Source organism: Aeromonas sp. Y318-3 (assembly GCF_027706185.1).
GTDB classification, from domain to species: Bacteria; Pseudomonadota; Gammaproteobacteria; order Enterobacterales; family Aeromonadaceae; genus Aeromonas; species Aeromonas veronii.
The window spans coordinates 395007-406889 of the sequence record NZ_JAPDCN010000001.1 but is presented as its reverse complement, the minus strand read 5'-3'; the positions used below and the strand labels follow the sequence as shown (position 1 = coordinate 406889).

Below are 11883 nucleotides of genomic sequence, written 5' to 3'. Positions count from 1 at the left end.
TATCAGATAAACTGACTGGTCAGCAGCCAGCCGGTGTAGGCGACGAAGCAGGTCAGCAGCACGCCCCCCTCCAACCGGTTGATGCGGCCCTGCCCCTTGCGGCCCAGACACATCACCAGCAGCAGCAGGGTCAGCCCCATCATGATGCTCCAGTCACGGGTGAGCACCTCCGGCGCCACATCGAGCGGGTGGATGCCCGCCGCGATCCCCACCACCGCCAGGGTGTTGAACAGGTTGGAGCCGAGCACGTTGCCAAGGGCCAGATCATGCTCGTTCTTGCGAATGGCGATCAGCGACGAGGCCAGCTCCGGCAGGGAGGTTCCCACCGCGACTATGGTGAGGCCAATCACCAGATCGCTGATACCAAGCGCCTGAGCGATGGTCACCGCCCCCCAGACCAGCAGACGGGAAGCACCGATCAGCAGCACCAGCCCGACCACCAGCCAGAAGATAGCGCTCTTGAGGGACATCCCCTCGCTCTCGATATCCTCGGCGGTCTCGGTATCCAGCGCATCTCCCTTGCCATTCATGCCAGCCCAGATAGACCAGCCCATCAGGGCAACGAAGACGGCCCCCAGAATGACCGCATCCATCCGGCCCAGATGACCATCGATCAGCAGGGCGCCGGAGAGCAGGGTAATACCGAGCAGAATGGGGATCTCCTTGCGCACCACCTGAGAGGCCACCGCGATAGGGCTGATCAGTGCCGTCAGACCCAGGATCAGCGCGATATTGGTGATGTTGGAGCCATAGGCGTTGCCGAGCGCTAACCCGGGATTGCCCTGGGACGCCGCCAGTGCCGAGACCACCATCTCCGGGGCCGAAGTACCAAAACCGATGATCACCATGCCGATCAGCAGCGGCGGCATCCCCGCATAACGGGCGGTGGCAGCAGCGCCATCGACAAACTTGTCTGCACTCCAGACCAGCAGCGCCAGTCCGGCAATCAGGGCAACAAAAGCCAGGGTCATAGGATCTTCATCTCTTGTTATCTGCAACGAAGCGCCAGCCCGAACGGGCAGGCACCATGGGAAAGTGGCGCCAGTGTAGCTGTGCCACCTCCCATTTCAAGGGGAAATCAAACCGTGATTAACATTTCACAGTGCAGCCAGCAGGCTCGCGGCATCGGAGACCTCAAACTTGCCCGGCGCCTCCACAAACAGCTGCTCGACCACACCATCGTTGGCGATCAACGCAAAGCGCTGAGCGCGGATGCCGCCAAAGGCGCCGGTATCTTTGGCCAGACCCAGCGCTTGGCTCCAGCTTCCGTCGCCATCCGCCAGCATGGTGATCGCCTCGGCATTCTGGGCCGTCTGCCAGGCCCGCATCACGAAAGCGTCGTTGACCGAGAGGCAACAGATGGCATCCACCCCTTTGGCCATAAACTGATCGGCCAGCACCACATAGCCGGGCAGATGAGCATTGGAGCAGGTGGGAGTAAAGGCGCCGGGTACCGCAAACAGCACCACTTTTTTACCGGCGAACAGCGTCTTGCTATCCCGCAGCTGCTTGCCTTCGGCGGTGATAAAGGTAAATTCGCCCGCAGGCAGGGGTTGTCCTACAGCAATCATGATTTCTCGTCCTGAGTCGTGATGGGAAGTTGCCAGTTTATCCCAGAGTGACGATGCCGCCTAACAGCGGCTCTGAGCCTGACCATGGATAGCGGCAGGCATTTTCCCCTTGGGCAGACTACTCTTGAGCTGGTTTCACGGCGCCAGGAGGCCCCATGCAACACTATTACGATGGTCTGGAAATTCGTCCCCCCGCCATGCGCGAACAGCAGCAACTGGACCAGCTCAATCATCAGCTTACCCATGTCAGTCAATATTGCGCCGGTTACTCCAGCGCCTATCGCCAGTGCCACCTCGAGGATCTGGCAGAGCTGGCCACCCTGCCACTGCTCGACAGCAAAGAGCTCTTTGCCGCCCAGCAGGCTCATCCCCCCTTTGCCGGTCTCACCGGCCGCCCCGCCAGTCAGGCGCTGCGGGTCTTCTCCTGTCCGGGCCAGCTGGCCATTCCCGAATATGCCGGGGCAGACTGGTGGGGGGCCGCCCGGGCACTGTTTGCCGCCGGTTTCAAGGCGGGGGAAGTGATGCTCAACGGCCACGACTATCATGCTGGTCCCACCGCCTTTATCTTCGATAACGGCGCCCGCCAGCTGGGGGCTCCCGTGGTACCCTGCGGCCCCCACGATACCCAGCGCCAACTGGAGGCACTGCTGCGCTATCAACCCACCGGCTATGTCGGCCCGCTGGTGACCCTGCTCGACCTGCTGGAAGCGGCCGAAGCGGCGGAGATCCCGAGCGACTCGCTGCGCCGTGCCCTACTGTGCGAAGCCACCCATCCTGAAACGGCACCACTGCGCGCCATTCATGGCATTGCGGCCCTCAACTGTCTGGTGTGGCAGGATGTGGGGGTGGTGGCCTACGAGAGTCAGCCCGGTCAGGGCTTTATCGTCAACGAGAGCTGCATCGTCGAAATCATCGATCCCGCCAGCGGCAATCCCGTGAGTGGCGACGAGACCGGCCAGCTGGTGGTGACCCGGCTAGATCTGGAGTATCCCCTACTGCGTCTGGCTACCGACTGGCAAGGGCACTGGCTCGCCAAGCCGAGCGCTTGCGGGCGCACCAACCGGCGCCTCAAGCTGGTGTAGCAGATCAAGTAAATGCACAAAGGCAGACGGGCAGCCATCAGGCTGCCCGTCTTGTCTCTGGAGAAGATAATATATGAAGTTGGTCAGCGCCTTGCTTGCCAGGTGGCGATGGCAAGCAGGGAGTCGGGGGTAAATTCACTGGCGCGCTCGGCGATCTCGGCCAGGCTCATCCAGTGCACCGCGCTCACCTCTTCGGCCTGCAACTGCAGCGGCCCCTGATAACGGCAACTGAAGAGGCCACCCCAGACCCGGTAGCCCTCCCCTTCCGCATAAAAGCTGCCAAAGCCCTGCAGGGGAACATCCATAATCCCCAGCTCTTCGGCCAGCTCGCGGCGGGCGGAGAGCTCCATCTCCTCACCGGTGGTGACCACGCCACCGGCGCAGGCATCCAGCATGCCGGGGCAGAAATCCTTGCTGAGGGTGCGCCGCTGCACCAGGATCCGATCCGCGTCGTCGAGCACCAGAATATAGCTGGCACGATGGCAGAGATTCTCCCGCCGCACCTTGGCTCGCTCGGCCACGCCAATCACCCGGTTATCCTCGTCCACCACATCAACCCATTCCACGCACAGGCCCTTTTATTTGTTCCATTCAAGCCCGCAGTATATCGGTGCGGTGGTTTGTCATGGCACAACTTTTTCGATGACGCCGTCAATTTGCCGAACTCACTGGCAAAATAAGGATTCATACAAATCTTTATAAACCGTCATATCAGTGTCATCGACCGACACCATAGTGTGCCCTGTCCAGGCAATCAGGGAACCGTGTGATGAAGGTATTCAAGCAGTTATCCCCACGGCAGATCGCTCGCTACATCAAGAGCTTTCATCGAGGCTATTTTGCCATCGAGTCGCTGGGGACATTTGAATTCAACGCGGGCAGGATCAGCCTCCATGGCCTGACCTGCCGCCAGCGGCTAAGACTGGCTCGCCAGATCAATCTGGCGGTCAGACAACTTGGTCACCGCGACCCCTTGCCGGACATCTGAGTCAAAGGGTCTTGCCCTACTGTCTGTTGTGCATCCATGCTTTGCCCGCCGGCTACTGGCCGCGCGGGCCGTTTTCGATATCGGTAATGATGCCGTTGCGCACCGTCACAAAGCGCATGAACTCGTTCTTGCCGAAGTTGTAGGTCCAGCGTTCACCATATTTGACCTGCACCATGTTGCCAAACTGGTTCTCCTCGTTGCGGTTGAGCTCTTCGCGCAACATCGGCTCACCGCACTTGAGCAGCATCTCGGCGGTGGTGTCTCCCTCGGTGATCAGGGCGTTCTTGCAGCGCATGGCATCGGCACTGGCCGGAATGCTCAGCAGCAACAGGGCCAGCCCCGCTACTTTCTTCATCTTCTTGCTCATCGGGTTCTCCTTATCCTCTCTAATGAGTCGCAGTATGCCTGTTCCCGTTTCTGAAAAAACCAGTAAAAAGCGCAAAAGTGCCGCCCTTTTCTGCTCTCCAGCCCGCTGGTCGCGACAAATGCTGTCTATCACATAGCTCAAAAACAAACGGCGACCCGAGGGTCGCCGTTTGCATCAAGCCAGCAGGATCACAGGATGTCCAGCAGCTCGACTTCAAATACCAGTGCAGAGTAAGGCGGGATGGAGCCCGCGCCACGGGCACCGTAGGCCAGATCGTGGGGGATGTAGAGCTTCCACTTGGAACCAACCGGCATCAGCTGCAGCGCTTCAACCCAGCCAGCAATCACGCCGGTCACCGGGAATTCAGCCGGCTGGCCGCGAGCAACGGAGCTGTCGAATACGCCACCATGGGTGAAGGTACCGTGGTAGTGCACACGCACGGACTGACCGGCTACCGGAACGGCACCGTTGCCTTCTACCAGCACTTCGTACTGCAGACCGGAGTCGGTCACCTTCACTTCAGCGCGCTTGGCGTTGTCAGCCAGGAAGGCTTCGCCGTCAGCAGCGGCGGCCTTGGCGGCGGCTTCCTGCTCTTCTTGCATACGCGCAGTGATCACCTGGAAGGCATCATTGATATCGTCACGGCTGACCGCGAACTCCAGACCATTCAGGGCATCTGCCAGACCTTGTTGCAGGGCCGGGATATCCAGACCGGCGAAGGCTTGCTGCGCCAGCTGATCACCCATGTTGCGGCCGATGCCATAGCTGGCCTTCTGTTCGATAGAGTCGTATTGGGACATTGAGATGTTGCTCCAGATCCATGTAGTAAAGAGGCGGGATAATATCAGACTTTTGGCCGGGGTGCTGCCGGGGGCGCCCCTGATTTCCCCGTCAGTGGGAGGAACTTCACACAAGATGCGGATGAACGCCGCCCAACGGCGGCGATCTGCTTAACCGCGATCCAGCAAGGCTCTGACCGCAGCCACCTTGGCGCCATCGGTGATATTGACCCGACCATCATCCGAAGTGCCCATATTCACTCCGTGCGGCACCATGCCACCGCGCCAGCCCATGCCGGACATATGCACTTCACTCACCCCGGTGAACTCGATGATGGTACGCACGTTGTCGGCATTGACCCCGGCCCCCGGCATCAGGCTGGCACGCCCCGCCAGCGCCTGCTGCATCTCCTGCAGGGTTTCCAGCCCAGCCAGCGCGGTCGGCGCATGGCCCGAGCTCAGAATGCGCTCGCAACCGGCTGCAACTATGGTCTCCAGATCGAGGCGCCAATCGGAGGAGAGATCGATGGCACGATGGAAGGTGACCCCCAACGGTCCTGCAGCATCCACCAGCTGTTTGAGTTTGGCGGCAGGCACCCGCCCCTCCTCATCCAGCAAACCGACCACCACCCCTTGCAGCCCCGCAGCACGTGCGGCCGCGATATCTTGCAGCATCATCTCGAACTCGCCGTCGTTGAAGCAAAAATCCCCGGCGCGCGGGCGGATCATGGCATAAACCGGCACGGTGGCATGGCGGGCAGCCTGCTGCATAAAACCGTAGGAGGGGGTCAGGCCGCCCAGACCCAGTGCAGAGCAGAGCTCGATGCGATCCGCCCCGGATTGCTGGGCAGTAAACAGGGATTCCAGGTTGTCGATACAGATTTCAAGACGGGTCATGAGGACTCCTTTTTCGGGGAGATCAGACCCCACATCTGATCTCATAGATTGAGCAAGGCTGCGCCGCGCACACCACCGGCACCGCCGAAGCGGGCCTGGCGGATCTCGGGCAGGGCGACCCCGGGCAGCAAGTGACCGGGCAGACGCAGCGGCAGCTGTTCATAGAGGGCGGGCAGGCCGCTCAGGCCGCCCCCCAACACCACCACTTCGGGATCAATCACCGAAATGGCGGTGGCAAGCCCGGCGGCCATGATCTCCAGCCAGCAGTCGACCGTCTCGACCGCATGGGGTTCATGGGCCTCGAAGCGTCCCACAATCTGGTGACCCGTGGCGCGCTGGCCATGGAAATGGTGATAGAGACGCTCCAGACCGGTGCCGGAGGCATAGGTTTCAAAACAGACCAGACGGCCGCAGCCGCAACGGGGACGGGGCAACTCGGGGTACTTCATCAGCATGGTCGCGGGCAAGGGGTAGTGGCCAATCTCGCCAGCCAGCCAGTTGCGCCCCTGAATAAGCTTGCCCGCCAGATAGACGGCGCCGCCGATGCCGGTGCCGATGGTGACGCCGAGCGCACTGCCTGCGCCGTCGGCGGCTCCCTGATGCACTTCGGACCAGAGGAAGCAGTTGGCGTCGTTATCCACCTTGACCGGCCGCTCCAGCAGCTCGGCCAGATCGGCGCCCAGATGGCGACCATTGATGGAGGGCAGATTGGCCGCCACTATGCTGTGATCGTGGCTGTTGATGACACCGGGAAAACCGATACCGACCGAGCCCCGTGCGCCGAAGCGGGCATCCGCCTGCTCGACCCGGGAGCGGATCAGCTGCTGCAACCCCTCGTAATCGTTGCCCGGAGTGCTCATGCGCTCCTCGTGGCAGAGGTTCAATGCACCGTCATAGACCGCAAAAGCGATCTTGGTGCCACCGATATCAAAGCCGTAATACATGCCAGCACTCCCTTGTCAGCCCGTGTTTATCCAACTCTGTTCCAAGGGGGACATTGTATTAATTCGCAAAAAAAATAAAGTGACCGAAGGCGAAAAACAGGAGAGTGATCAGAGCAAACGGCTCATTTGTCGCTGCAGGCAGGGCTGCCCGAGGCTTATCAGGGTGCGCTCCTCGCCATCAAAGACGAAGCCACGGCGCAGGTAGAACCCCTCGCCGATGTGGTTGCCATCGAGCAGCCACAACTTGACGCTATGGCAACCGGCGCGGCGCATCTGCATCGCCACCGCCTGCCACAGCCGTTTGCCATAACCTTGTCGCCAGTGGTCGGGATGGAGGTAAAAAGCGCGGATCAGGGCATGGCTCTGTCCCGCTTCCTGCAGTGGTTGCCAGTAGAGCAGGCCAATCACCACCTCATCGAGACAAAGCAGCATGGGCCTTGGGCCCGGCTCGGCCAGACGGCTCTGCCAAATCTGCAGATGGGCGGTGACATCGAGCTGCTCCAGCAGGTCGGCACCGAGCACCTGGCAATAGGCAGCGAGCCAGCTGGCTCGCTGCATCACCGTCATGGCGGCGGCATCGTCGCTGCGCGCCATGCGCAGGCTTATGCCTTGCATTGGGGCACCAGACCGTTGGCGCGGGCCTGCTCATAGAGCGACAGCACTTGCGCCTGTTGCGCCTGCAACTCGGCGATCCGGTTCTCGTTGCTCGGGTGGGTGGAGAGCAGTTGCGGCGGCGTGTTGCCACCGGCGGCGGCACTCATGTTTTGCCACAGGGGGATTGCCTCGGCCGGATTGAACCCGGCACGCGCCATCAGCTCAAGTCCGAGCCGATCCGCTTCGCTCTCCTGAGTTCGGCCATAGGGCAGCATCACCCCCACCTCGACCCCGAGGCCAAGGGCGGCCATGGTGGCGCCGCGATACTCGCTGGTGCCCATGGCAATGTCCGCAGCCGCCAGACCAATCCCCGCCAGCTGGCTGCGCGAGAGTCGTTCGTTGGAGTGCTGGGCCAGTACGTGAGTCAGCTCGTGACCGATGACGGTCGCCAGCTGATCCTGATTCTTGGCCACCTTGAGCAGACCGCTGTAGACACCAATCTTGCCGCCGGGCAGGGCGAAGGCGTTGACCTGTTTGGAGTCAAACACCACCACTTCCCAGTTGGTGATGCCATAGCTGGCCGGCACCTGGGCGGTCACCGCCTTGGCGACACAGGAGACATAGGCGTTGAGTTTGGCATCCTTGCTCACCTTCTCCTGCTTCTTCATCTGCTCGAAGGAGTCGGCGCCCAACTGATTCATCTGCTGGGGAGAGTAGAGCAGCATCTGGCTGCGGCCGGTCGGCGACTGGGCGCAGGCGACCAGCAGGGAACTACAGAGGGCTACCAGGCCAAACTTGGTGAGGGACGCAATCATGAAGGGATCCTTTGCCATAACGTTGCCCTATTCTCGGAAATGCCGCCCTGCTACGCAAGGGAGCCAGCCCCCGGCTGGCGGAAAAATATCCATCCTGCGCTATTAACAAAACTGACAGCCGCCAAAAACAAAACGAGCCCGCTTGGGGCTCGTTTTATCAGGGCATGCTGACGGCAGGCAGTTACATGATACCCAGCTTTTTCAGGTCAGCCTGTACCACCTTGGCCGGCACCGGCACGTAGCCATCTTTGGCAACGATGTTCTGGCCTGCTTTGGAGAGCATCATCTTGACGAACTCTTGCTCCATCGGGGAGAGCGGCTTGTTCGGATGCTTGTTCACGTAAACGTACAGGAAGCGTGACAGCGGATACTTGCCAGTGATGGCGTTATCGGAGGTCGCTTCGATGAAGGTCTTGCCATCTTTGGAGAGCGGTACTGCACGCACACCAGAGGTGACATAACCGATACCGGAGTAGCCGATGCCATTCAGGGAGGCAGAGACAGACTGCACCACGGAGGCAGAACCCGGCTGCTCGTTCACGCCGCTCTTGAAGTCGCCGTTACACAGGGCGTGCTCCTTGAAGTAACCGTAGGTACCGGATACGGAGTTGCGACCGAACAGTTGCAGATCCTTGCTGGACCAGTTGCCATCCAGACCCAGATCAGACCACTTGGTGGCAGCCTTGGCTTCGCCGCACTTGAGGGTGCTGGAGAAGATGGCGTCGATCTGCGGCATGGTCAGCCCCTTGATGGGGTTGTCCTTGTTGACGAACACCGCCAGGGCATCGACTGCAACGCGGATGGCAGTCGGCTTGTAGCCGTAACGCTTCTCGAATGCTTCCTCTTCACCGGCCTTCATGGCACGGCTCATCGGACCGAACTGGGCAACACCTTCGGTCAGGGCAGTCGGGGCGGTAGAAGAACCGGCGGCCTGGATCTGCACGTTGACGTTGGGGTACAAACGCTTAAATTCTTCGGCCCACAGGGTCATCATGTTGGCCAGGGTGTCCGAGCCGACAGAGGACAGGTTGCCCGAAATGCCGCTGGTCGGTGTGTAATCCGGCAGGTCTTTATCCACACCGGCAGCCAGGGCGCTGACAGAAAACAGGGTTGCTGCGGTGAATCCGATTACACCAGCCAGTTTGTTGAGTTTCATCCAATCTCTCCAAAGTTACAGAAGGTCCGTTCTTAAGACGGCGCCAGTATCTGACCTGGCAGTGACAAATTTATGGATTTAATGTGACACTTTAATGACATGGCGACAGATTTGAACAAATGAAAAGAGGGCCCGTTAAAAGGCCCTCTTTTTGCAGCTAACTCATTGCCATAAAAGACTATTTAATCACCACCATGCGGCTCGGAATGAGAAAGCTGAAGCGGCTGCCAAGGCCGACCCGACTCTCGATATCGAGCTGGCAGTCATGATGACTGAGGGCATGCTTGACGATGGCAAGGCCGAGGCCGGAGCCACCTGTGTGGCGCGAGCGCGCCTTGTCCACCCGATAAAAACGCTCGGTGAGCCGCGCCAGATGCTCGGGGGCAATCCCCTCCCCTTCATCGCTCACGGCAAACAGCGCCATCGCCCCCTGCTTGCGCCACTCCACGGTAATTTTTCGCCCCGCCGGGGTGTAGTGAATGGCGTTGTAGACCAGATTGGAGACGGCACTGCGCAGCTGCTCCTGATCCCCGCGCACCAGCAAATTGGGCTGCACCACAAATTCGAGCTGGTGGGCCCGTTCGCCCGAGAGTGCTCGCGCCTCCTGCTCCAGCAGCCCCAGCATGGCAGGCATGTCCACCAGATGGGAGAGATCCACGGTCGGGGCCGCCTCGATACGGGAGAGGGTGAGCAGCTGATTGACCAGATTATCCATCCGGATGGTCTGCTCCATCATCACCCGATGCGCTTTGGCCCACATGGCGGGCGGGGGCGGCTCCTCGGTCATCTCCAGATAGCCCTTGAGCACGGTCAGCGGGGTACGCAGCTCGTGGGAGACGTTGGAAACGAAGTGCTTGCGGGTCTTCTCGAGACTGCGCAAGCGAGTGACATCCCGCACCACCAGCATCGCCTGATCAGAGGCGTAGGGCATGATGCGAAACTCGAGAAACTTCTCCTCATTGACCGGGGAGTGCATCTCGAGGGGCTCGTCATATGCCCCCTTGCCCAGATAGGCGTTAAAGGCCGGATTGCGAATGAGGTTGCCGATATGCTGGCCGGCATCCTCCGGCCAGCGAAAACCGAGCAGTTGCTCCGCCAGCCGGTTGCACCAGAGGATGCTGCCATCGGTGCGAAACACCACGGCGGCATCGGGCAGCGCCTCGGCCCCCTCCCGGAAGCGGCGGATCAGCCCCGCCAGCTCGCGGCGACGGGCACGGTGACGCTGCTGCAACTTGTAGATACCGTTGAAGATGTACTCCCAGCTGCCATTGCCGCTGGGGGGCACCAAGCTGCGGTCGTGCCACAGCCAGTCAGAGAGCCGCTTCTGGAAGCGATAGTGCCAGCCCAGATGCAACACGGCCGCCACCAACAGGCAGAGGGCAAGGTGATCAACCAACCAGCCAACCAATGCGAAGGGGGCGTAAAAAAACGCCATTCGCCACAACTGTCGCCGCCAGGCGTAAGGTTGCAACATAACTGCCTCTAGAGACGGGTTGAGAAGCGGTATCCGGCTCCACGCACCGTCTGGATCAATCTGTCGTGCCCTGTCTCTTCAATCGCCTTGCGCAGGCGACGAATATGCACATCCACGGTTCTGTCCTCGACGTACACATTGGTACCCCAGACATTATTGAGCAGCTGTTCACGGCTGTAGACCCGCTCGGGGTGAGTCATGAAGAAGTGAAGCAGCTTGAATTCGGTCGGCCCCATGTCGAGCGCCTTCTCTTCGGCACTGACCCGGTGGGAGACAGGATCGAGTTTCAGCCCCTGCACCTCGATCACCTCGTCTACCGAGGTGGGCGACACGCGGCGCATCACTGCATGGAGGCGAGCGGTCAGCTCCTTGGGCGAGAACGGCTTGGTGATATAGTCGTCGGCACCGGCCTCCAGACCACGCACCTTGTCCTCCTCTTCACCGCGAGCGGTGAGCATCACCACCGGGATCTGGCGCGTCACCTCATCCTGCTTGAGCTGCTTGATAAACTGGATGCCACTGCCGCCCGGCATCATCCAGTCGAGCACGATGAGTTCGGGGTAGGGTTCGCGCACCTTCGCCAGTCCATCGGCGTAATCTTCCGCTTCAATCGTCTCATATCCCTTCTGCTCCAACACGAAGCAGAGCATTTCGCGGATCGGTGCTTCGTCCTCGACCACCAGAATTCGCTTAGCCATTCCCTTCTCTCTCCTCTGTGAAGATGGGTGCGCCAATTATTAGAATTTTCTGTGACACTTTTATGACTTTATGACAGGCGGGATGATAAACGTTTTCAGATTCAGTTGGCAGCAGTACGTTGCAACAAGTCCCACCGGTTGCCGCTGATATCCTCAAACACCACCACGGTGCCATAAGGCTCGTCACGGGGCTGTTCACAAAAATGCACACCGTACGCCTGCATGCGCTGGTAATCCCCCCAGAAATCAGTGGTCTCGAGGAACAGAAATACCCGACCACCGCCCTGCTTACCGATGGCGGCCTGCTGCTGCGCGTTGGCCGCTTGTGCCAGCAGCAACGCGGAACCGGGGGTGCCTTTGGGGGCAACCCGCACCCAGCGCTTGCCCGGTTTGCCCGGTTCATCGAGCCGAGTGTCCTCCAGGAGCACAAAGCCAAGTCCCTCGGTAAAAAAGCAAATGGCCTGATCGTAATCAGCCACCAGCAGGGTCAGCGCCCCTATGTGTTGTGACATGGCAGA

The 11883-nt window shown here is 60.4% G+C and carries 15 protein-coding genes; 2 read left to right on the top strand and 13 right to left on the bottom strand.

Annotation, left to right across the window (positions count from 1 at the left end; translation table 11 throughout):
• Nucleotides 1-2: 2 nt before the first annotated feature.
• Together OKB77_RS01950 and OKB77_RS01945 are read right to left on the bottom strand one after the other, a co-directional pair.
• Nucleotides 3-971, bottom strand: a complete 969-nt coding sequence (locus tag OKB77_RS01950; protein ID WP_005343920.1) for a calcium/sodium antiporter — start codon at nucleotides 969-971, stop codon at nucleotides 3-5.
• A 126-nt stretch (nucleotides 972-1097) separates the two neighbouring features.
• On the bottom strand, nucleotides 1098-1571 hold the full coding sequence (locus OKB77_RS01945; protein ID WP_206875717.1) for a peroxiredoxin: 474 nt from the start codon (nucleotides 1569-1571) through the stop codon (nucleotides 1098-1100).
• 155 nt (nucleotides 1572-1726) lie between these two features.
• Between OKB77_RS01945 and OKB77_RS01940 the strand changes: the two genes are divergently transcribed.
• A complete protein-coding gene (locus OKB77_RS01940) occupies nucleotides 1727-2653 on the top strand; it encodes a phenylacetate--CoA ligase family protein (protein WP_270816849.1) in 927 nt (308 codons plus the stop codon).
• 83 nt (nucleotides 2654-2736) lie between these two features.
• On the opposite strand, the gene yfcD is transcribed toward OKB77_RS01940, so the two are convergent.
• The gene (gene yfcD, locus OKB77_RS01935) at nucleotides 2737-3219 is read right to left on the bottom strand and encodes an NUDIX hydrolase YfcD (RefSeq protein WP_236368015.1); all 483 of its coding nucleotides are present in this window, start codon (nucleotides 3217-3219) and stop codon (nucleotides 2737-2739) included.
• 203 nt (nucleotides 3220-3422) lie between these two features.
• Between yfcD and OKB77_RS01930 the strand changes: the two genes are divergently transcribed.
• Nucleotides 3423-3641: a DUF1107 family protein gene (locus OKB77_RS01930; RefSeq protein ID WP_270816848.1), complete on the top strand. Its 219-nt coding sequence runs from the start codon at nucleotides 3423-3425 to the stop codon at nucleotides 3639-3641.
• Between the two features lie 52 nt (nucleotides 3642-3693).
• Here the strand turns inward: OKB77_RS01930 and OKB77_RS01925 are convergent, their stop codons facing one another.
• From OKB77_RS01925 to OKB77_RS01880, 10 genes are all read right to left on the bottom strand, one after another.
• A complete protein-coding gene (locus tag OKB77_RS01925; protein WP_005338404.1) occupies nucleotides 3694-4008 on the bottom strand; it encodes a DUF2845 domain-containing protein in 315 nt (104 codons plus the stop codon).
• 188 nt (nucleotides 4009-4196) lie between these two features.
• Nucleotides 4197-4808: an FKBP-type peptidyl-prolyl cis-trans isomerase gene (locus OKB77_RS01920; RefSeq protein WP_005338405.1), complete on the bottom strand. Its 612-nt coding sequence runs from the start codon at nucleotides 4806-4808 to the stop codon at nucleotides 4197-4199.
• 150 nt (nucleotides 4809-4958) lie between these two features.
• Nucleotides 4959-5684 carry a copper homeostasis protein CutC gene (locus tag OKB77_RS01915; protein WP_005338406.1) on the bottom strand — a complete coding sequence of 242 codons (726 nt, stop codon included), beginning with the start codon at nucleotides 5682-5684 and terminating at the stop codon, nucleotides 4959-4961.
• A 41-nt stretch (nucleotides 5685-5725) separates the two neighbouring features.
• The gene (locus OKB77_RS01910; protein WP_005338407.1) at nucleotides 5726-6628 is read right to left on the bottom strand and encodes an ROK family protein; all 903 of its coding nucleotides are present in this window, start codon (nucleotides 6626-6628) and stop codon (nucleotides 5726-5728) included.
• A 108-nt stretch (nucleotides 6629-6736) separates the two neighbouring features.
• On the bottom strand, nucleotides 6737-7243 hold the full coding sequence (locus OKB77_RS01905) for a GNAT family N-acetyltransferase (RefSeq protein WP_199415299.1): 507 nt from the start codon (nucleotides 7241-7243) through the stop codon (nucleotides 6737-6739).
• A complete protein-coding gene (locus OKB77_RS01900) occupies nucleotides 7231-8037 on the bottom strand; it encodes a M48 family metallopeptidase (protein WP_270816847.1) in 807 nt (268 codons plus the stop codon). Before OKB77_RS01900 ends, OKB77_RS01905 begins: the two co-directional genes overlap by 13 nt.
• 181 nt (nucleotides 8038-8218) lie before the next feature.
• Nucleotides 8219-9193, bottom strand: a complete 975-nt coding sequence (locus tag OKB77_RS01895) for a PstS family phosphate ABC transporter substrate-binding protein (RefSeq protein ID WP_005338411.1) — start codon at nucleotides 9191-9193, stop codon at nucleotides 8219-8221.
• Nucleotides 9194-9371: 178 nt separating this feature from the next.
• A complete protein-coding gene (gene phoR / locus OKB77_RS01890) occupies nucleotides 9372-10667 on the bottom strand; it encodes a phosphate regulon sensor histidine kinase PhoR (RefSeq protein ID WP_150390417.1) in 1296 nt (431 codons plus the stop codon).
• Nucleotides 10668-10675: 8 nt separating this feature from the next.
• A complete protein-coding gene (phoB, locus tag OKB77_RS01885) occupies nucleotides 10676-11365 on the bottom strand; it encodes a phosphate regulon transcriptional regulator PhoB (protein WP_005338414.1) in 690 nt (229 codons plus the stop codon).
• A 101-nt stretch (nucleotides 11366-11466) separates the two neighbouring features.
• Nucleotides 11467-11877 carry a VOC family protein gene (locus tag OKB77_RS01880; RefSeq protein ID WP_199415301.1) on the bottom strand — a complete coding sequence of 137 codons (411 nt, stop codon included), beginning with the start codon at nucleotides 11875-11877 and terminating at the stop codon, nucleotides 11467-11469.
• Between the last annotated feature and the right edge of the window lie 6 nt (nucleotides 11878-11883).